Origin of the sequence: Pedobacter sp. GR22-10, assembly GCF_026239715.1 — a bacterium.
Lineage (GTDB): Bacteria > Bacteroidota > Bacteroidia > Sphingobacteriales > Sphingobacteriaceae > Pedobacter.
The window spans coordinates 335,972-355,494 of record NZ_JAPIVR010000003.1 but is presented as its reverse complement, the minus strand read 5'-3'; the positions used below and the strand labels follow the sequence as shown (position 1 = coordinate 355,494).

Sequence of the window (19,523 nt, the reverse complement as noted above, 5' to 3'; positions counted from 1 at the left end):
CTAAAACAGCATACTATGTTTAACTATGAAATTGGTGGAAACGAACGAAAAATCGATACATCAGAAGCATTCGCAGAAATTGCCCATAACAAAACGCTTTTTGTGCAAAAATTAACAGATAATGAACCCATTAAGCCAGAAAAGGTTGAGGGTTTAAAAACCGTTAAAGAAGTGTTTGATCACTACAAGCCCAATGTTAAAGTGGCTTTTGAGAAACAAGACGGATCAACCGTTGGTGAAACCATCAACTTTAATGACATGAGTGATTTTGGTGTGAAGAATATCATCAACCAAAGTAACTATTTAACCAATGTGAATATTGAAAGGGAAATGTCACTCAACGTAATCAAACAACTAAAATCCAACAAAACTTTAAAAGCTACCCTTGATGATGAAGAAACTAAACATGCTTTCATTAGTGCTTTGAAGAATTTTGTAGATGAACTGGAGCAAAATAAATAATCTAAACGCCAAGAAAACATGTCAAATCCTCAAGAATTAAACGCAGAACAAAATATATCCCAGGAAGCAGGCTTCAAACCGGCAGAAGGCAATAAGATAGCGAAAACATCACTTAAAGAAAACTTAGAAAAACTGGCCAGAGTAGGTGGTTTTGATTTGTTGGAAACTACGGTTGATGGCCTACAGAACTTAAACCCGGAAAGAAAAGCCAGAAAGCAAATCTTTTTAACAGGAGATGAGAAAAGAAAGGAACGTGAAGAACTGAAAAAGAAAATTCAGCTCTGGATCGACGTACTTGAATCTTCTACTTCTGTTGCGGATATGGTGGAGAAGAGTACCGAGAAATTAAACGCTGCGGAACAAAACCTGAATAAAAATATTGGTACAGCTTTAGAAAGTTCAAGAGAACTGGAGCAGGCATACCGGTCGGTTCACTTGTTTTACAAAAATACAGAAGCCGATAAGCTTAAAAATGTAGTGCTGTTGAACGCTTCAATGGATCAGATTAAGGATTTAGATAATCCTCGTTTTATCGATTACGTTGATGATGAGTTAAAGCAAAATTACGACCGTTTAGATTTACGTAAAAACTATTCACTAATGGTAGTGCCTGGTTACATGGGATCTAACAAAGTGCTGGAACGATGGGGTAAAATTGCGCACAACAATAAAGCCATGCTGGTAACAGATTTCGCCGATTTAGACCAGCCGGATGATGTGCTGGATCTATTTACGGCTGCTAATTTCACCGGTGCTGATGCTTTCCGTTCTAATGTTATTATGACCTGTAACTGGTTAGTAGGCAGGGGTAAAGTGGCGGAAGTAGGTGAGGAAGATGATTTAACAGTTCCGGGGTCTGCTGCATTAGCCGGAAAAATGTACTATACCTTAATGTCTCAGGTTACAGCCGGTAAAAAACATGGTGCCATTAATGAGGTAGACGGCGTTAAATTTGATTTGAAGAAAAGCGAAATCTCACATTTGGAAAGAGTAGGATTAGTGCCAATGGTTAATGAATATGGAAAAGTAATGGCATTCTCTGCTAAAACTTTATTTAATGGCGATAACATCGGCCTGCAAACTTATTCTGTAGTAAGGGTATTTGATTACATTACTAAAGTGTTGTTTGATTTCTTAAACAGAAGAGCTTTTGAAAACTGGACATCAAAAACAGAACAGGATTTACGTGGACAGATTGTGAAGTTTTTGGATGGTATTCAAGGTGCTGATCGCTTAATTGAACGTTTCAAAATTATGCGTTTCGAACGTGATGAACAACAAAAAGACAGAATTCATTTAGATATTCACATTACCCCATATTTTCCTGCAAAGAGTTTTGTAGTGAAATTAGACGGTCATAAAGGTGAAGATGAAAGTACCACCTGGGCATCTGAATACAATCAGCAATAAGAGAGCCTGAATGAATTCATGACAGGTTAAATGTGTTTTTAAAACAGGTTTACTGCAGACCTGGATTGATGATATTTATTTTTGTTAAGGTAAAAAACCTGGTCAGTCTGATCAGGTTTTTTCGTTTTTGATGCATGAGGTTAACAAAAACTTTATAGTTTTGTAACATCTACCGCCTCAAAAGCTAAATATCAACATATAAATGAAGCAAGTACTTATCCTAAATGGGGATATAGAAAAGACGGTATCCACAGATTTTTTGATTAATGCCTATAAAAAAGGTGCTGAAAGTGCTGGTGCAACAATTAGGGAAATTGCCATTATTGACCTGATCTTTAATTCCAATAAACTTTTTAATAACAGACAGATTGCCGAGCTGGAGCCTGACTTACAAAAGGCTTTAAATGCCATCAGACAGAGCAGCCATATTGTGCTTTTTTGCCCGGTTTATGTAGATCATATACCTGCCAAAATCAAAGGATTTTTTGACCGGTTATTTATGCCTGATCAGATTTTTCTGACTCAGCAACAAAACATTAATAATAACTTTAGCGGGCGTTCTGCCCGGATTGTTTCTATTTTAGATGAAGCTACTTTTAAAGAATGGAAAGCAAATAAGAAAACAACATATCTCGCAATTAAAAAAGCGGTGTTTGAAAAATGTAAGATAAGCCCTGTATTAACCAATACCATGGGCGAATTACATTCTCTGGAAAATCATTATAGCCAAAAATGGGTGGCCAAAATGGAAAAATTCGGATTTCAATTAATTTAGTAGACAAACCCACAGTGGAATAACATGCCCAAAAGTGCTACATATTGTGGAGAATTACTACAATCAGCATTTTGTTTTATGAAGCATATTAAAGTCTTTAATTATTTTTTGTAAATTCTTTACCATAAAAATCTTGTCGCAGGCGTTTGTAAAAGGGATATTTGTAACATTACTTTTATGGTTTATCAAATTTTAAAATACGTTAACTGATTGCTGGCCTGATATTTGGTTTATATTTTGTGTTGTAGCAAAAGCTACATTAACAAATTTTAACCTTTAAATTTAGACCCTATGGCTTTCAAAGCTAGATTGAATTTTTCGGGCAAGGAGTACGATGTGCTTCATTGCGCCTATGCATTAAACCGTGATGTAGATGCTAAAGGAAGACCCTCTTCCGGAGTTTATGGCGGTACCATTGATATTGAGATTGAGTCAACCGAAGACACCTCCATTATCGAAGCAATGGTAAACAATCAGTACAAACCCATTACCGGAACCCTTCTGATTAAGAAAACGGAAGAAGATGCCAAAATGAAAGAAGTTGATTTTGAAGATGGCTACATTGTCAAGTATTCCGAAGGAATCAACATTGTGGGCGATCACCCGATGACGCTTAAATTCCAGATCTCGGCCAGAAAGCTGAAACTCGGAAATGCAGAGCATTTAAACGATTGGCCTAAAGCGTAAAGGAAGTAGAAATAAAAAGGTTAAAGGGATAAGGTTAATTAAATGCCGAATGCTCATGACCATGCTCTTCACTACAGCCAATTGCTAATCACAATTCATTTTTTCAAAAACATTTAAAACTTACCAAAATGGCATTTAAAACCAGATTAACATTAGGTTCAAAAGAATTTGATGTTTTACAGTGCAGCTTTTCATTAAACAGGGATGTAGACGCTAAAGGCCGTCCATCATCAGGTGTATACGGTGGTACCATTAACATCGAAATTGAATCAACTGAAGATACTTCAGTCATCGAATCAATGGTGAATAACCAATACAAACCACAATCAGGAACGATTGTCTTCAAAAAAGGTGAAGAAGATGCTAAAATGAAAGAACTAACTTTCGAAGATGGCTATATCGTTCAATATAGTGAAGGTATCGCCGTGAATGACAATACCCCAATGACACTTACTTTCGTGGTATCAGCCAGAAAACTCAAACTGGGTAATGCAGAACACGAAAACGATTGGCCAAAGGCTTAAATTATATTTTAATATAAAGATTAGAAGCGATTGGTACAAGCCAATCGCTTTTGTTTATCACATATGAAATTTAAACCACTAATCTAATATTCGAGACAAAACCACCCTACTGTGTATTTTGAGCTTGATTGTATTTAAGAATTAACATTATAAGCTTTTTAAACATTTAATTCTGTGCAATTAGTACAATACTTATTTAACTGAGCACTGTAAGTGAATTGGATTTTGTTCAGATCAACATCGCATGCCTTTCTGAATGAGTTTCAGTTGATTTTTGATCCACCAATGGAATGATCTAAAAGGAGTGGCTAACGCTCATACAAGTTCATAAATTGATTGCATTGTTCAGTGTATAGTGTTTGAAAAATACATTCATTAAAAGCCAAGAGGATAATTAGCATTCTACTGGAGCGAAATTAACTGCTTTAATATATACTCGTTAGCCATTATATATGAGTAAGATACATTGAATTTGGCTTGGTATTTGGGGGCAATAGTAATGCTGAAATTACCAAGTTTTAATTCTAAAATTTAAAATCTTGGCTTTCAAAGCTAGATTTAACTGTGATGTGAATGCGCTAGAGGGAAGTAGTCTATCATCCGCAGTCTTCTGCGGCGGTGTGAAATAGAATATTGAAATCGGATGCCTTAATATCGGAGCGATGGTCAATAAACAATACAAGCCTATTACCGGAAAGCACCTGATTTGGAAATAGGGAAAAAATACCAGAATAATAGAAATGGTTTTAAACAGGATGATATGGTAAGGTATTCCGAAGGAATAATATTTTTGGCATCACCTGATGCCCATGAAATTCCAGATATCCATTGAAGGCATTTATATATCTTTCACCTAATGATCGTTTACTAATGAAAAAGACCAAAACCATAAAAATAGTAAAGCCATCACAACCAACAGACCTGGAGTACATCAAAATGTTTGATGATTGTGTTATTGACTCAACTAAAATTGGAACAATTGATAAAACGATAGATGACAATATCAATGCCAACAGAAACCGGTATACTGATATTTCCAATCAGGTATCAGGCAATTCTTTGGCTTCGCCATTTGCATCCGGGTCTTTATTTGAGCCAGTTCATGCATTCAATTTAATTAAGCCGCTGGATACATCCATAGGCCTTTTTCAGGCCAATCCAGCGGAAGAACCTTTTCAGGATTTTGTGACAGGCTCATCAAAAATTCCATGGTACTTTATAGCTTGTACACATTATTTAGAATGTAGTTTTGATTTTAAGAAGCATTTGCATAATGGAGATCCTTTAACAGGTTATACCAAACGGGTACCCGCTAACAGGCCAAAAGTAGGGCATGGGCCTCCTTTTACCTTCGAAGAAAGTGCTGTTGATGCTTTAAAGTTTAAAAAATTTAATGAAATCACCAACTGGAGTCTGCCAACAGTTTTGCGTCAACTGGAAGCGTACAATGGTTTTGGATATTTTAAGTACCATAGCATTAATTCTCCCTATCTGTGGAGTTATTCCAATCAATATCAAAAAGGAAAATATGTTTCTGATGGGAAGTTTGACGCAGAAGCGGTTTCTAAACAAATGGGCGCAGCAGTTATTCTGAAAAGAATGGAACAACGCGCACTGATATATATACCAAGGCACTAATATATGAACTGGATTAAAAATTTAACAGCCATAGTGGTTTTGCCTTTTTTCATTTGCTGCACTACGGAAAACGGCCGGGGGCAGCAAATGATGAATAAACAAGCAGATCAGAAATCGCATCGATCCTTGTCTGAAAAGCCTTTGACCAGTTTAAGTGATGAGCAGGAATTCAGAAGAGTACTGGAAAGTTTAAAGCAAAATCTAAGGAAGAAAAGTTTAAAAAATGTTTCTGCCTTATTAAATTATCCTTTTTATACCAGTCATAAACAAGCCTCTAATGGCATTGGAATACCTGATGATCCCATCAATCTGTCAGAATTTAATACGTATAAATCTGCTATTTTTAATACTGATGTGATGCGGATTCTGCCTTTATGTAAAGAAGATAACTTATCTGAAATTGACGATAAAACAGATGAGGTTTATTATCGTTCACTCAAAAAAATAACTGATGCCGGCAGTAAAATGTATGAAGTTTATATGCAATACCCTGAACGCGATACACAAGCTGAAAGTTATTTCAGCTTTATCTTTGGCAAAGTAAATGGTAAATTTAAAATGCTGGCTACCTACGCTAAGTGGCCTGTTAAATAATCTTCCTATAACCGTATCTATTACATAGAATGCCCCTCTCTTTTAGCCTCCCTGATGATTTCTTCTGGCGGTAAAAGAAGAGCCGGCAGAAGCAATAACCACACAGGCCACGGCAACACATTCTGTAAAGGAAAGGTATTCCTGTAAAAATACAAAGGCTGCGAGTGATGCCACTGCAGGTTCCAGACTCATTAATATACTAAAGGTTTTGGCCGGTAGTTTCTTTAATGCACTCATTTCAAGGGTAAATGGAATGGCGCTCGAAAGTAAGGCAAGTGCTGCACCGAGGCCCAATAATCTGGGGGTTAATACACTAAAACCCCCGCTGAAAATGCCGAAGGGTAAAATAACAATAGTGGCGATGAGCATACCTGCTGAAACAGCTTCGCCGCCTTTCATTATTTTTGATATTTTACCGCCCAATACTATATAAGCTGCCCAAAAAGCACCAGCAAGCAAAGCCAGTAAAATTCCTCCAATATTTAATCCATTGCTGTGCCAGGGGGCAATTAAAGCAATACCAATTATCGATAAAGAAACCCAGATAAAATCTATGGCCTTTTTGGACGTAGAAATGGCTAGAATTAAAGGGCCGACAAATTCGAGTGTTACCCCCAACCCAACAGGAATTCGTTCGATTGCTAAATAGAATATCATATTCATCAATCCAAGCGTGCTGCCATACAGGAAGACATACTGCCACTGTTTAGCATTTAATTTAAAAAGATTGGGACGAAAAGTAATGAAAAGAATTACGGCTGATAATCCAATTCTGAGTGATGCAGTAGCCGCCGCACCTATCTCCGGGAAAAGCCCTTTTGCGATAGCTGCCCCACACTGAACGCTGATTATGGACGTAATAACGGCAGGAATAGGTGGGATATTAAATTTACTTTTCATAGAAATGATAAACGAGCGGCGAAATTACATATTTATCGGATGCCACTATCAATCAGATGAGCATTATGGCTCTTCTATTATAAAAAAAGAGGCGAAGATCAGATCCACGCCTCTCGCAAAAGTACTTTAATGAAGTTAGCAGAACAACTCCTGCTCGTCTCTGTTTTCAGTCGGTATTTTCTTTAGAAAGTCGTCAAATGCAGAACCAATATTGTCAGAATAAATGCCATAAGCGTCCAAAATAAAGCCAATATTATGATCAGAATCTTCCACCAAATAAAGAACGGAATTATCGCCGGGATCAGACTGGCCCTCAAAGCGGTATGTTTTTACAATCGTAAGGTCTTCAGGCTTATAAATCTTATCTAATGATTTACTTTGCATCTTACCGTGATCTGTCATCTTTAATTCATTATCTCTTCCTTTCAGCCTCAATTTCTCTAAAATTTGACTCAAGGTGTTCATTTCAAATGGCTGTTCCATAGTTACATGATTTTATATTGAATAAACACTACGTAACGTAAATGGTTTTGTAATCATATTTTAAAAAGCAAACTAAATGATTGTCAATGTGTTTGATATAAAACTAAATATGAAAACAATGAAAAAATATTTTTTAGGCTTAGCCATTGCGGGTATGGCATTCATCAGTGCCTGTTCTCAAAAGGAAACAGAACTCGCTACTGCAAATCTTTCTGAAACTGCAGATCCATCTAAAAACATTGGTACTGTAAAGTTCTACGGACTTAGTGACGGGAAAATTAAAATGGATTTAAAATTAAAGTTTGCATCAAAGGCAGATAGTAATGTTGCTGTACATTTTCATGAACATGGCGATTGCGGTGATATGGGTGAAAATACTCATGGACATTGGAATCCAACAAAAGAGGACCATGGGAAATGGGGTTCGGGGTCGTATCATAGTGGTGATATCGGCAACATTAAACTAGATAATAAAGGAGAGGGTGAAATTTCAGTTACCACTGACCGATGGAGTGTGCAGGATGGCGATGTGAAAAATATCATTGGAAGAGGCATTATTGTTCATGGAGGAACTGATGATTATAAAACGCAGCCAACTGGTAATTCAGGTCCTAGAGTAGGTTGTGGTGTCATTGAAGCAGTTAAAAAGTAACCTTTAATTTAACCATATCAGAAAGCGATTAAATATTAATCGCTTTTTTTATGCAATTTTAACAAGACTGTCATCATCATAAAAAAGATAAGATATGGCAACTTTAAATGAATCTCCTCGTGGCAAGGCCCATAAAGGAAAAATCAGAAAAATAGCTCCACGAGTGGATTTAACCGCAATGGTTGATCTCATGTTTCTGCTTACCACGTTTTTTATGCTGACGACCTCTTTAGGTACATTAAACGCGGCAGACATCGCTAAGCCCGATCCTTGTGATGATTGTACAATTGATTATCCTGCTTCCAGAACAATGACAATCTTGCTAGGGAGAAATAATATGGCAATCAGTTATCTCGGTACACCAGCAGGTGCAAGTATGAAAGTAATGCCCGTCAGTGAAATTTATAATCAGATCAGACTGAATAAATCAGTGATTGCAAAATCCCACGGTAATAATGAAAGTAAATATATGCTCGTGATCATAAAGCCTGTCAAGACAGCAAAATTCCAGGATTTTGTTGATGTTATTGATGAAATGAAAATTGCAGCGATTAAATCCTACAGCATTGATGATCAGCATTTCGATCCTTTAGAAATAGAAACACTAAAAGCAAATGATTTATAAGGTACATAAATAAGAAAATCCCGGTGTTCGCCGGGACATTACTCATGTTGTTAAAAATGCTTAAATGCCAAAAGCAGCCTTGACCTGGTCTACATAATCTAATTTTTCCCAGGTAAATAACTCAACCGTAACGGTCTTCTCTTCACCATTTGGCGTTCTGAAGGTTTTGCTAACGGTTTCAGGTGTTCTGCCCATGTGGCCATAAGCAGCAGTTTCACTGTAAATCGGATTTCTAAGTTTTAAGCGTTGCTCAATAAAGTAAGGGCGCATATCAAAAACTGATTCAACAATTTTAGCAATTTCGCCATCTGTTTTACCCACCTTGCCAGTACCATAAGTATTAATGTAAATTCCCATTGGTTTTGCAACGCCGATGGCATATGATACCTGAACTAAAATTTCATCAGCAATGCCGGCCGCAACCAGGTTTTTAGCAATGTGACGGGTAGCATAAGCAGCACTTCTATCTACTTTGCTTGGATCTTTGCCAGAGAAGGCACCACCACCATGTGCACCTTTACCACCGTAAGTATCAACAATAATTTTTCTGCCGGTTAAACCTGTATCCCCATGTGGGCCGCCAATTACAAATTTACCGGTCGGATTAATGTGGTATTCAATTTTATTATTAAATAAATGAGCATATTGTGGATTACTTTTGATGATTCTTGGAATTAAAATCTCCACTAAATCAGATTTGATTTTAGCCAGCATAGTAGCTTCTTCATCAAAATCATCATGTTGTGTAGAAATTACAATTGCATCAATGCGAACAGGTTTATTATGATCATCATATTCTAAAGTAACCTGACTTTTCGCATCCGGGCGCAGATATTTAATCTCGTCGTTTTCACGTCTTAAAACAGCTAATTCCTGCAATAATTTGTGAGAAAGATTTAAAGCCAAAGGCATATAATCTTCCGTTTCATTGGTGGCATAACCAAACATCATGCCCTGGTCGCCGGCGCCCTGTTCCTCTTTGCTGCTCCTGTCTACCCCCTGGTTAATGTCCTGAGATTGTTCATGTATGGCGGATAAAATGCCGCAGGAGTTAGCCTCAAACATATATTCACTTTTGGTGTAACCGATTTTCTTGATTACATCACGGGCAATTTGCTGTACGTCTAAATAAGTTTTAGATTTAACCTCGCCGGCTAAAATTACCTGGCCGGTAGTAACCAAAGTTTCACAGGCCACTTTCGATTCCGGATCAAAAGCTAAAAAATTATCAATTAATGCATCCGAAATTTGATCGGCAATTTTGTCTGGGTGGCCTTCAGATACAGATTCTGATGTAAATAAATACGACATCTATTAAGTTTTAATGATAAATAAACATTTATAAAAGCGCCAATGACCCCTGGAAACAGGTTCTACATGATTGAAGGAGGTATTAGCACTTTTTTTTAAGTGGTTGCAATCCGTTCCGAATCTCTTCGGAATAGCAAATCAGTCCACTATATTATGCGACAAAATTAGCATATTTTCTTTATTTCAAAAATTATAGATTATTTTGTACCCTCATTCTTTACGTTTTGCACACAAAGCACAATATACTTTTTATCATAAACCCAATTTCAGGTGGGAAGGGAAAACTGCGGATCCCTGATTTTATAGATAAATATCTCGATAAGGAGAAGTTCAATGCAAACTTTGTATTTACAGAATACATTGGCCATGCCGCTGAACTTGCCGACGAAGCCGCCAATAAAAATTTTGACATTCTCATTGCCGCTGGTGGAGATGGCACTATAAATGAAGTAGCGACTAAAGTACTTCAGCATCAAAAGATTCTGGGTATTTTGCCTCTGGGTTCAGGAAATGGACTGGCCAGGTTTCTGCAGATCCCTAAAAATCTTCGTCAGGCCATATTAGCCATTAACCGTTTGAAAATAGATAAAATTGATACGGCAACCTTCAATAATAAAAAATTCTTTAACCTTGCCGGAATCGGTTTTGATGCTCACCTGAGCTCCGTTTTTTCAAATGATAAGAAAAGAGGACTTGCCGGCTATGTAAAATTAGGTTTGAAGGAAGTTTTTGGTTATCGTGCACAAAAATATATTATTGATATTGACGGAATAGAATATCAAAGAAATGCATTTGCAATCAGCATAGCCAATTCCTCACAATATGGTAATGATGTTTTTATTGCGCCGGGCGCATCCATTAGGGATGGTCTTTTGGATGTTTGTATCATTAAGCCATTTTCACTGCTAAAATTGCCTCTTTTAGGTTATGTAATGCTAAAAGGAACTGCTGAACATTCAGAAATGATTGAGATCATCAAGGGTAAACAGATTAAAATTCTCAGAGAAACCGATGGGGCCGTGCATATAGATGGTGAACCTTTAAAAATGGGCAAAGAGATAGCGGTGAGTGTAGCCCCTCTTTCATTGAGTGTCGTCGTTCCCTAGCAAATTTTCTTATTGATCATTTCGCTTACATTTGTACCTATGAAACCTAAAAAAAACAGCTTGAGCGATCTTGGAGGAATTATGTTTTCTACCAATCCCGACTTTGAATACCAGGAAGAGGCAGATGATCAAACTACATTGCCCAATAATCAGCAGGATTTACGGGTAATGCTGGATAAAAAAAATCGTGGAGGAAAAGCAGTAACGCTCATTACAGGCTTTAACGGGCGAGATGAAGACCTTGGGGTTCTAGGGAAAATGTTAAAGACCAAGTGTGGCGTAGGTGGTGCCGTTAAAGATGGTGAAATTATGATTCAGGGAGATGTCAGAGATAAAGTGATTGCTATTCTTCAGAAAGATGGTTATAAAGTTAAAAAAGCTGGGGGCTAAAAAATCCGGTGCTTAAATGCGATTAGAATATTTTCCTTAAATGATCCTTTCTACTTCAGTTTTTAAGTCAGTCTTAGTGTATTTTTTTAATTTTTTTTCGATCTAAAATTTTGATTTAATTATTTGTATGTCAATACTTTAAGTATTAGTGTATTTGCTACAATATGTAAATAAATAGTTAAAAATATTGGTTTTTGTGATCAATAACTATTTACCTTTGCTGCACTAATCAACTTATTGTTTATGAGCAAAAAGAAATTGCAAGCACCAGATTTAGGCTATTTAAATCTGGGTGAAAACATGACTGTAATGTACCAGTTGTCGCCAATGGAGCTAATTGATGAAGCCCTGGTAAACAGAGAAGGTACATTGGCGTCTTCAGGAGCTTTGGCTGTTGATACGGGTAAATTTACAGGACGATCTCCCAAAGACAGGTTTATCGTATATGACAATCTTACTGAAGACATGATTTGGTGGGGAGATGTAAATATTAAAATCGCTCCATCGCATTTCGATCAGCTTTTTTCTAAAATGACCAGCTATCTGCATAATAGGAAAATTTATGTACGTGATGCTGCGGCCTGCGCCAAACCGGATGTTGCCATTTCAATCCGTGTTATTACAGAAACCGCTTATCAAAATCTTTTTGCCCATAATCTTTTTCTCCGTCCGGAACATGATGACTTAGGCAAGTGTCCGGAATGGTCAGTTATTGCGGCGCCGGGTTTTCTGGCCAATCCGCTTACTGACGGGACGCGCCAGGAAAATTTTTCGGTCATTAATTTTACAAAAAAAATGATTCTGATTGGTGGAACCGGATATACAGGTGAAATCAAAAAGGGAATTTTTTCTGTATTAAACTTTATATTGCCTGTTTATAAAAATGTTTTACCCATGCATTGCTCTGCCAACGTAGGTAAGGAAGGAGACACAGCGATCTTTTTTGGTTTGTCTGGCACGGGCAAAACAACTTTATCTGCAGATCCGCAAAGAAAGCTGATTGGTGATGACGAACATGGATGGGATGAAAACTCGGTGTTTAATTTTGAGGGAGGTTGTTATGCCAAATGCGTGGATCTCACTGAAGAAAAAGAACCGCAGATTTATAAAGCCATCAAATTTGGTGCTTTATTGGAAAACATTAATTTTCAACCCGGAACGCAAGATGTTGATTATGGTAATACCGATAAAACCGAAAATACAAGGGTAGCCTATCCGATTGATTTCATAGATCATGCGGTAATACCTTCTGTCGCATCTATTCCAAAAAATATATTTTTCTTAACAGCCGATGCTTATGGCGTGTTGCCGCCTATTTCAAAGTTAAATGTAGAACAGGCTATGTTTCATTTTCTAAATGGCTACACGGCCAAAGTTGCCGGTACAGAGACAGGTATTACAGAACCTCAGCTTACTTTCTCGGCCTGTTTTGGCAAAGCCTTTCTGCCATTGCACCCATCCGTATACGCCGGTCTTTTAGGTGAAAAAATGGAAAAGGAAAATGTGAATGTATGGTTGGTTAATACAGGATGGAGTGGAGGACCATATGGCATTGGAAAAAGAATAAAATTAAGTTATACCAGATCAATAATCAGTGCCGCTTTAAAAGGAGATTTAGATCATCATCACTATAAAAAGCATCATGTTTTTAAATTAACGATTCCTTTACATTGTCCTAATGTGCCTGATGAGATATTGGATCCCTCAAAAACATGGAGTAATCAGGAAGAATACTTTATTAAAGCGTATGAACTGGCAAATGCCTTTGACCAGAATTTTAAGCAGTTTGAGCAAACCAAAGTGTCAAAAGTACACCCTAAATCGTTAAAATTGTGCTAAAAGCACTTTAAAATGCATTTTTTGAACGAAAAATTTGCAAATAGAGATTTTTTTAGTTTTTATTGTGAAAGAATTGTCTCCGGCTGAGGCAATTTTTTTGTTATACACCCTGTACGTTTGCAATAAACCATATCGTTAGGTAACGATTTAATTGTTTATTGATTTATTAATTTGTAATTTAAAATCAATTTATAAATTTGTTTTTCGCAACAAAATCAGATCGCATCCGTTGTGTGTAGTACAAAAGATAAAACAGCTAAAAATTAAAAACAAGAACTAAAACTAAAAATTAAAAAAAATGGCAAACGCACCAAAACCAACAACTGTTAAAAAAGAGAGCTCTTCAAGTGCATCAAATGTTTTCGCAACATTGGTTATTCCTATTTGTATCGTAATTGGCTTTATTATCTGGAGATTCGTATTGGGTGATCCGGCAAACTTTATTGACAATAATAACGAGAACTTACCATTACCAAACAACTATCCAGGTACAGCTTACAAAGGTGGTCCAATCGTGGCAATCTTAATCGGTTTATTATTAACTACTATCGTTTTCTCTATCGAGCGTTTAATCGTAATTGGTAAAGCAAGCGGAAAATCAAGCTTAGATACCTTCATCATTAAAGTAAAAGGTTTATTAAACGCTGGTAACATCGAAGCTGCTAAAGCTGAGTGTGACAAACAACAAGGTTCTGTTGCTAATGTAATTAAATCAGGATTAAAAAAATATAGCGAAGTTGAAGCTGATACTAATTTAGATGTTGAGCAATCAATCGTTGCCATCCAAAAAGAAGTTGAAGAAGCTACAGCCTTAGAAATGCCTATGTTAGAGCAAAACTTAACCATTATTGCTACCTTGGTTTCAATTGGTACGTTAATCGGTTTATTAGGTACAGTAACAGGTATGATCCGTGCTTTCGCCGGTTTGGCAAACTCTGGTGCTCCAGATCAATCAGCATTAGCGGTAGGTATCTCTGAGGCGTTAATTAACACGATGACTGGTATCGGTGTATCTACTTTAGCGATCATCATGTATAACGTATTAACATCAAAAATTGACAAGTTAACTTATGCAATTGACGAAGCTGGATTTAGCATCGTTCAAACTTACGCTAGTTCGCATAAATAATATTTTGAAATAATTTTTACCGGCTTTATGGAAAACCGGCAAAAAGATCATCATTATTAAAAAGTTAAAATATTATGCCTAGAATTAAAGTTAAAAGAACCAGTACGGTAACAGATATGACTGCCATGTGCGATGTAGCTGCGCTGTTACTTACGTTCTTCATATTAACTGCTACGGCAAAGCAACCAGAACCATTAGCGGTATCTACGCCTTCATCAACATATGAATTTAAGGTGCCAGCTGAGAACAATGCAACATTAACCATTGGTCAAGGTAAGGTATTCTTTGAAGTGGCTGGCCAAAAAGTAAGGGCTAGAACCTTAGAGTTAATTGGAGAGCAGTACAAAATCAAGTTTACACCTGATGAAGTAAACAGGTTTTCGGTTATCGGAACCTTTGGAGTACCGGTTGCAGACCTTAAAAAGTTTATAAATATGCCAGGTGGCGATCGGATGAAGCCAGGTGTTCAAACAGGTATTCCTACAGATTCTACTGATAACCAGTTGAATAACTGGGTTTTACTTGCGCGTAAAGCAACCGCTGAAGTTAATCAGCAACCAATGCGTGTAAGTATCAAAGGAGATTCAAAAGAAGAATATCCTGTAATTAAAAAGATCGTGGATGTATTGCAGAAGCAAAAAGTTAACAAGTTTTTATTGGTAACCAACGCAGAAGCTAGAAGAAAATAAGAAATGGCAGAATTAAACACAGGCGGGAAGAAAGCCACGCCAAGAGTCGATATGACGCCGATGGTAGATTTGATGTTCCTTTTGGTTACATTCTTTATCTTAACTACATCAATCTCTACGCCTCAGGCGATGGATATTGTAAAGCCTGATAAGGATGATAACAACAAGGACAATAAATTGGAACTGAAAGCTTCTAAAACCATGACTATTTTATTGGGTAAAAGCGATAAGGTAGCCTGGTATATGGGAGAAGCTGGTGCATCAGCTCCAACTATAGAAAGTTTATCACAGGTTGAAAAAGCGATTATCGATAACAGAAAAGTTGCAGATGCATCTGGAGTGAAAGGTGATTTCGTGGTATTGGTTAAACCAACCAGCGGATCAAATTTCAAAAACTTCGTTGATATCATGGATGAATTGGAAATATTAAAGGTTAAAGTTCGTCAGATTGATGATGACAATATTCTTGATAATGAAAAAGCATTCATGAAGGAGAAGGGTATTTTATAATTGTTAAATCCGTAATCATGTCAAAATTAGATATATTAAGAAAGGAGTGGATTGAAGTAGTTTTTGCTGAAAAGAACAAAAGCTACGGAGCCTACCAATTGCGTAAAACCAATGGGGCCAATACCACACGGGCATTAATTATTGGTTCAATAGTATTCCTTGCACTTTTCTTCGCTCCAAAAATTTATGGCCTTATTAAAGGTTCGATGAATGATACTGAGCAGGTAGAAAAAGCACAGGAAGTAGTTATTGCGCCACCGCCACCAGTTGATCCAAAAACACCACCCCCACCACCGGTAGAGCCACCGCCACCAAAAGTGGATCAGGTTAAAATGCCGCCTCCAATTGTTAAGCCTGATGAGCAGGTGCGTGATGAGGAACCGCCAACAGTAGAAAAATTAAAAGAGGCAGATCCAGGTCAGAGAGATATTAAAGGTGATCCAACCGCTGATATCGTAATCGCTGAACCAGTTGGTGAAGGTCCGAAAAGAGAAGCTGCAGTTGCGGTTGATGATAACAAGGTTTATGACTTCGTTAGTATCGAGAAGCAGCCAGAATATCCTGGAGGTATCGCTAAGTTCTACAAATATTTAGGAGGAGCGATTAAATACCCACCAATGGCACAGGAAAATAACGTACAGGGTAAAGTATTTTTATCTTTCGTTGTTGAAAAAGATGGTAAATTGACAGATATTCAGGTTACCCGTGGTTTGGGTAGCGGAACTGATGAAGAAGCCATCCGTGTGTTAAAAGCGAGTCCACGCTGGAACCCAGGTATCCAGAATGGTAAGCCGGTAAGGGTAAAGTATAACATCAACGTTAACTTTACATTGAACTAAAAGTAAATGTTAAATTTTGATATTTTCAAGCAAAAATCGCCTAAACAGCGGTTTTTGCTCATTTTAGGCCTACTCACCTTTGCTTTATATTTAGTGATGGGGCTTGCCTTCATCTTTTGGGCACCACTTGCAATAAGGTTTAATTTTATTCCGGCATGGGGGCGTATTGCCATAGGTGTATTTTTAATTTTTTATGCTTTTGTAAGGCTATTAAGCCTTGGCAGAAGAGACTAAAATCCTGAAATGAGAAACATACTTTTAATATTTATGATCTTGGGATTCATTTCTTGTAAAAGAAAGGAAAAGACCACTCAGGTTAAAGAAACAAGAACAAGCGGAATATTGAAAATTCTGGTTGATGAAAGTGTAAGTCCTATCGTTCAGGAGCAGATTGATATTTTTAGTCTGGATTACCCAGATGCCAAATTTCAGATTACAGTTAAACCTGAAGAAAAGATTATTCCCGCTTTTCTGAATGACAGCGTAAGGGTAATTGTAATGCCCAGGTTACTGACTAAAGCAGAGGAAAAATACTATACTCAAAGGGGCATCAGGATAAATGCTACCCGGTTTGCCGTTGATGGCATTGCATTAATTACCAATAGAGACAATATCGATAGTACTATTACCGTTAAAGAGGTTATTGATATTTTACAGGGGAAGACTTCAGCAAAAAAACTGGTTTTTGATAACACCTATTCAAGTACCTTTCAATACTTTAAGCAACTGGCTAACATCAGTCAGTTTCCAGCTCAGGGTGTCTATTCAAAAAACTCAAGTGCAGAAGTAATTAAATTTATTGCTGAAGATAAAAATTTTATAGGTATTTTAGGGGTTGATTGGGTTTCAGATAGAAATACAAAATATGCTGAATACCTGTCGAAGATTAAAACACTTGGTGTAAAAAATTTGAAAGGTAAGCCAGGAGATGATCAGTTTTATAAACCAACACAGGATAATCTTATAAATGGAATCTATCCTTTTCTAAGAAACGTAAATATTATAGATTGTGAGGGTAGAGATGGTTTAGGCACAGGATTTGCAACATGGTTAAGAAGTCAGCGAGGACAATTAATTGTACTTAAATCTGGACTTGGTCCACATAAGTTAATGCCTAGAGAGATTAACCTGACAAAAGGAAAATAAATAACAAATTATAAATTGAACCACGAAGTTATCTCAACAGACACTTCATTTTTATTAAAAAAACAGAATATCCGATGAAAATTTTAAAGAAAGCAATAACCTTAAATGTAGGTTTGGTGTTGATGGGTTCTGCAGTTTTTGCTCAAAATTTAAATGATGCGAAAAAAGCCATTGACGCTGAACAATATCAGAAAGCAACATCAATGCTAAAATCATTGGTAAGCTCACAAGCTTCAAATGGCGATAATTATTATAATCTGGGTTTGGTTTATTTAAAAACAGGTTATATTGATTCAGCCCGTGCTGTTTTTACTAAAGGCGTAACAGCAGATGCTAAGAATAACTTAAACCTGATTGGTTTAGGTGAAGCAGATATGTTATCTAATAACCCAACTTCTGCTAAAACCAATTTCGATAAAGCAATCGAAATGGACAAAAAAAATTATAAAACCTATCTGGAAATCGGTAAAGCTTATTTAGCGCAGGATAAACCTAGTGATGATGTGTCTAAACCAGATTTTACCAATGCTTTAGCGAATATTACTAAGGCTGATGAATTAGATTCGAAAGATAAGGATGCAGAGGTTTTCTTGGCTTTAGGTGATGCTTATGCATTGCAAAAGAAAAATTCTGAGGCATTAGGTCCTTACATGCGTGTTGGTGATGTAGATCCTAACAATCGCAGGGCTAAAACGCAGATTGGTAAAATGTATAAAGAATCAAGAGCGTTTCCTGAAGGTGAAAAAGAATTACAGGATGTAATTGCTGCTGATCCGAACTATGGACCGGCTTATCGTGAATTAGGTGAGCTTTATCTACAATGGAGCAGCTTTGGTACTGATCAGGAAAAAGCTAAAAAAGGAATTGAGAACTATAAAAAATATATGGATTTAACAGATAAATCTTTAGAGTCTCAGTTACGTTATGCACAGTTCTTGTTTTATGCAAAGGATTACGCAACATTAGAGCAGGTAGCATCAACAATCCAGGCTCCGGCAAATGATCCAAAAAGTGCTGTTGTTTCTAGGTTAAAAGGATGGGCTGCTTACGAGAATAAAAATTATCCTGCAGCTTTAACCAGTATGAATGAGTTCTTTGCAAAAGAAAAAGATCCAAATAAAATCTTGGGTTTCGATTATTTGTACTTAGGTAAAGCACAGTTGAAATCTGGACAGGATAGTTTAGCATTAATTAATATTACTAAAGCTGTAGAAAAAGATTCAACCAACGTTGAAGCATTAGCAGAGGTGGCTAAAACCTTCTTTGACGCAAAGAAATATACAAAGGCTGCTCAAATATATGATAAAGTAATTGCTGCTAATCCTAATGGAAAAGGTGTATTATACAGTTATTTTTATGATGGCTTAGCTTATTACTTTGATTATGCTACTCAATATTCAGCAAAGAAAAACCCTTCAAAAGATTTATTAGTGAAGGCGGATTCATCTATTGCTAAAGTAGCTCAGCTTGCTCCGGAAACTACTGATGCATATTTATATCGTGCAAGGGTTAATAGTTTATTGGATGATGAAAAAGCACCAAAAGGATTAATGGTGCCTCATTTTGAAATGTTTATCAAAAAGGTAACTGAAAAACCAGAATTGGTTACACCGAATGCTAAAAAATTATCAGAAGCATATGATAACCTTGGAGGATATTATTTCAATACTGATAAAGCAAAAGCAAAAGAATACTTTGATAAGAGCGTTGCTGTATATCCAACAGGAACATTTGCTGCTGCAAAGCTGAAAGAGTTATCTGCTCCTGCAGCAAAAGGAAAAGGTAAATAATTTCAAGTTAAATAATTTAGAAAA

The 19,523-nt window shown here is 36.7% G+C and carries 22 protein-coding genes; 19 read left to right on the top strand and 3 right to left on the bottom strand.

What is annotated here, in order from left to right:
* Positions 1–15: 15 nt before the first annotated feature.
* The 7 genes from OQX64_RS14280 to OQX64_RS14250 all read left to right on the top strand — a co-directional run bounded on the left by OQX64_RS14280 (position 16) and on the right by OQX64_RS14250 (position 6,090).
* A complete protein-coding gene (locus OQX64_RS14280; RefSeq protein ID WP_088299808.1) occupies positions 16–462 on the top strand; it encodes a hypothetical protein in 447 nt (148 codons plus the stop codon).
* Positions 463–480: 18 nt separating this feature from the next.
* A complete protein-coding gene (locus OQX64_RS14275; RefSeq protein WP_253248952.1) occupies positions 481–1,872 on the top strand; it encodes a DUF5458 family protein in 1,392 nt (463 codons plus the stop codon).
* A gap of 202 nt (positions 1,873–2,074) precedes the next feature.
* Positions 2,075–2,647: an NAD(P)H-dependent oxidoreductase gene (locus tag OQX64_RS14270; RefSeq protein WP_088299807.1), complete on the top strand. Its 573-nt coding sequence runs from the start codon at positions 2,075–2,077 to the stop codon at positions 2,645–2,647.
* 291 nt (positions 2,648–2,938) lie between these two features.
* Entirely contained in the window at positions 2,939–3,334 is a 396-nt protein-coding gene (gene tssD / locus OQX64_RS14265; protein ID WP_029281978.1) for a type VI secretion system tube protein TssD, read from the top strand.
* Between the two features lie 128 nt (positions 3,335–3,462).
* A complete protein-coding gene (gene tssD / locus OQX64_RS14260) occupies positions 3,463–3,858 on the top strand; it encodes a type VI secretion system tube protein TssD (protein WP_088299806.1) in 396 nt (131 codons plus the stop codon).
* An 870-nt stretch (positions 3,859–4,728) separates the two neighbouring features.
* Positions 4,729–5,496 (top strand): hypothetical protein, encoded by a 768-nt coding sequence (locus tag OQX64_RS14255; protein WP_265819271.1) that lies wholly within the window; start codon positions 4,729–4,731, stop codon positions 5,494–5,496.
* Positions 5,497–5,499: 3 nt separating this feature from the next.
* Complete coding sequence (locus OQX64_RS14250) at positions 5,500–6,090, top strand: hypothetical protein (RefSeq protein WP_265819270.1); 591 nt, start codon at positions 5,500–5,502, stop codon at positions 6,088–6,090.
* A 42-nt stretch (positions 6,091–6,132) separates the two neighbouring features.
* Here the strand turns inward: OQX64_RS14250 and OQX64_RS14245 are convergent, their stop codons facing one another.
* Positions 6,133–6,990, bottom strand: coding sequence for an EamA family transporter (locus OQX64_RS14245; RefSeq protein ID WP_265819269.1), 858 nt, complete (start codon positions 6,988–6,990; stop codon positions 6,133–6,135).
* Positions 6,991–7,125: 135 nt separating this feature from the next.
* Positions 7,126–7,473 carry a hypothetical protein gene (locus tag OQX64_RS14240; protein WP_088299802.1) on the bottom strand — a complete coding sequence of 116 codons (348 nt, stop codon included), beginning with the start codon at positions 7,471–7,473 and terminating at the stop codon, positions 7,126–7,128.
* Between the two features lie 118 nt (positions 7,474–7,591).
* Between OQX64_RS14240 and OQX64_RS14235 the strand changes: the two genes are divergently transcribed.
* Complete coding sequence (locus tag OQX64_RS14235; protein WP_265819268.1) at positions 7,592–8,125, top strand: superoxide dismutase family protein; 534 nt, start codon at positions 7,592–7,594, stop codon at positions 8,123–8,125.
* Between the two features lie 94 nt (positions 8,126–8,219).
* Positions 8,220–8,750: an ExbD/TolR family protein gene (locus OQX64_RS14230; RefSeq protein ID WP_265819267.1), complete on the top strand. Its 531-nt coding sequence runs from the start codon at positions 8,220–8,222 to the stop codon at positions 8,748–8,750.
* A gap of 60 nt (positions 8,751–8,810) precedes the next feature.
* Here the strand turns inward: OQX64_RS14230 and metK are convergent, their stop codons facing one another.
* Positions 8,811–10,061, bottom strand: coding sequence for a methionine adenosyltransferase (gene metK, locus OQX64_RS14225; protein ID WP_265819266.1), 1,251 nt, complete (start codon positions 10,059–10,061; stop codon positions 8,811–8,813).
* A 224-nt stretch (positions 10,062–10,285) separates the two neighbouring features.
* Between metK and OQX64_RS14220 the strand changes: the two genes are divergently transcribed.
* The 10 genes from OQX64_RS14220 (at position 10,286) to OQX64_RS14175 (ending at position 19,499) form a co-directional block, all read left to right on the top strand.
* Positions 10,286–11,167 carry a diacylglycerol/lipid kinase family protein gene (locus tag OQX64_RS14220; protein WP_253248951.1) on the top strand — a complete coding sequence of 294 codons (882 nt, stop codon included), beginning with the start codon at positions 10,286–10,288 and terminating at the stop codon, positions 11,165–11,167.
* A 39-nt stretch (positions 11,168–11,206) separates the two neighbouring features.
* Positions 11,207–11,557 carry a translation initiation factor gene (locus tag OQX64_RS14215; protein WP_088299798.1) on the top strand — a complete coding sequence of 117 codons (351 nt, stop codon included), beginning with the start codon at positions 11,207–11,209 and terminating at the stop codon, positions 11,555–11,557.
* Positions 11,558–11,800: 243 nt separating this feature from the next.
* The gene (pckA, locus tag OQX64_RS14210) at positions 11,801–13,396 is read left to right on the top strand and encodes a phosphoenolpyruvate carboxykinase (ATP) (RefSeq protein WP_265819265.1); all 1,596 of its coding nucleotides are present in this window, start codon (positions 11,801–11,803) and stop codon (positions 13,394–13,396) included.
* A gap of 298 nt (positions 13,397–13,694) precedes the next feature.
* Entirely contained in the window at positions 13,695–14,525 is an 831-nt protein-coding gene (locus tag OQX64_RS14205) for a MotA/TolQ/ExbB proton channel family protein (protein WP_010601914.1), read from the top strand.
* 74 nt (positions 14,526–14,599) lie between these two features.
* Positions 14,600–15,214, top strand: coding sequence for a biopolymer transporter ExbD (locus OQX64_RS14200; RefSeq protein ID WP_088299796.1), 615 nt, complete (start codon positions 14,600–14,602; stop codon positions 15,212–15,214).
* A gap of 3 nt (positions 15,215–15,217) precedes the next feature.
* Positions 15,218–15,724 (top strand): ExbD/TolR family protein, encoded by a 507-nt coding sequence (locus tag OQX64_RS14195; protein WP_088299795.1) that lies wholly within the window; start codon positions 15,218–15,220, stop codon positions 15,722–15,724.
* 17 nt (positions 15,725–15,741) lie between these two features.
* On the top strand, positions 15,742–16,563 hold the full coding sequence (locus OQX64_RS14190; protein WP_088299794.1) for an energy transducer TonB: 822 nt from the start codon (positions 15,742–15,744) through the stop codon (positions 16,561–16,563).
* Positions 16,564–16,569: 6 nt separating this feature from the next.
* Positions 16,570–16,797 carry a hypothetical protein gene (locus OQX64_RS14185; RefSeq protein WP_088299793.1) on the top strand — a complete coding sequence of 76 codons (228 nt, stop codon included), beginning with the start codon at positions 16,570–16,572 and terminating at the stop codon, positions 16,795–16,797.
* 9 nt (positions 16,798–16,806) lie between these two features.
* The gene (locus OQX64_RS14180) at positions 16,807–17,709 is read left to right on the top strand and encodes a PstS family phosphate ABC transporter substrate-binding protein (protein ID WP_265819264.1); all 903 of its coding nucleotides are present in this window, start codon (positions 16,807–16,809) and stop codon (positions 17,707–17,709) included.
* Between the two features lie 74 nt (positions 17,710–17,783).
* Positions 17,784–19,499 carry a tetratricopeptide repeat protein gene (locus OQX64_RS14175; protein ID WP_088299791.1) on the top strand — a complete coding sequence of 572 codons (1,716 nt, stop codon included), beginning with the start codon at positions 17,784–17,786 and terminating at the stop codon, positions 19,497–19,499.
* The last annotated feature ends 24 nt before the right edge of the window (positions 19,500–19,523 follow it).

Bases quoted from the DNA above. Each gene is read 5' to 3' on its own strand.
- OQX64_RS14175 (WP_088299791.1), top strand. From the start codon at position 17,784: ATGAAAATTTTAAAGAAAGCAATAACCTTAAATGTAGGTTTGGTGTTG.
- OQX64_RS14185 (WP_088299793.1), top strand. From the start codon at position 16,570: ATGTTAAATTTTGATATTTTCAAGCAAAAATCGCCTAAACAGCGGTTT.
- OQX64_RS14180 (WP_265819264.1), top strand. From the start codon at position 16,807: ATGAGAAACATACTTTTAATATTTATGATCTTGGGATTCATTTCTTGT.
- OQX64_RS14215 (WP_088299798.1), top strand. From the start codon at position 11,207: ATGAAACCTAAAAAAAACAGCTTGAGCGATCTTGGAGGAATTATGTTT.
- OQX64_RS14200 (WP_088299796.1), top strand. From the start codon at position 14,600: ATGCCTAGAATTAAAGTTAAAAGAACCAGTACGGTAACAGATATGACT.
- OQX64_RS14230 (WP_265819267.1), top strand. From the start codon at position 8,220: ATGGCAACTTTAAATGAATCTCCTCGTGGCAAGGCCCATAAAGGAAAA.
- OQX64_RS14275 (WP_253248952.1), top strand. From the start codon at position 481: ATGTCAAATCCTCAAGAATTAAACGCAGAACAAAATATATCCCAGGAA.
- OQX64_RS14270 (WP_088299807.1), top strand. From the start codon at position 2,075: ATGAAGCAAGTACTTATCCTAAATGGGGATATAGAAAAGACGGTATCC.
- metK (WP_265819266.1), bottom strand. From the start codon at position 10,061: ATGTCGTATTTATTTACATCAGAATCTGTATCTGAAGGCCACCCAGAC.
- pckA (WP_265819265.1), top strand. From the start codon at position 11,801: ATGAGCAAAAAGAAATTGCAAGCACCAGATTTAGGCTATTTAAATCTG.
- OQX64_RS14255 (WP_265819271.1), top strand. From the start codon at position 4,729: ATGAAAAAGACCAAAACCATAAAAATAGTAAAGCCATCACAACCAACA.
- OQX64_RS14190 (WP_088299794.1), top strand. From the start codon at position 15,742: ATGTCAAAATTAGATATATTAAGAAAGGAGTGGATTGAAGTAGTTTTT.
- OQX64_RS14250 (WP_265819270.1), top strand. From the start codon at position 5,500: ATGAACTGGATTAAAAATTTAACAGCCATAGTGGTTTTGCCTTTTTTC.
- OQX64_RS14240 (WP_088299802.1), bottom strand. From the start codon at position 7,473: ATGGAACAGCCATTTGAAATGAACACCTTGAGTCAAATTTTAGAGAAA.
- tssD (WP_029281978.1), top strand. From the start codon at position 2,939: ATGGCTTTCAAAGCTAGATTGAATTTTTCGGGCAAGGAGTACGATGTG.
- OQX64_RS14235 (WP_265819268.1), top strand. From the start codon at position 7,592: ATGAAAAAATATTTTTTAGGCTTAGCCATTGCGGGTATGGCATTCATC.
- tssD (WP_088299806.1), top strand. From the start codon at position 3,463: ATGGCATTTAAAACCAGATTAACATTAGGTTCAAAAGAATTTGATGTT.
- OQX64_RS14245 (WP_265819269.1), bottom strand. From the start codon at position 6,990: ATGAAAAGTAAATTTAATATCCCACCTATTCCTGCCGTTATTACGTCC.
- OQX64_RS14280 (WP_088299808.1), top strand. From the start codon at position 16: ATGTTTAACTATGAAATTGGTGGAAACGAACGAAAAATCGATACATCA.
- OQX64_RS14195 (WP_088299795.1), top strand. From the start codon at position 15,218: ATGGCAGAATTAAACACAGGCGGGAAGAAAGCCACGCCAAGAGTCGAT.
- OQX64_RS14205 (WP_010601914.1), top strand. From the start codon at position 13,695: ATGGCAAACGCACCAAAACCAACAACTGTTAAAAAAGAGAGCTCTTCA.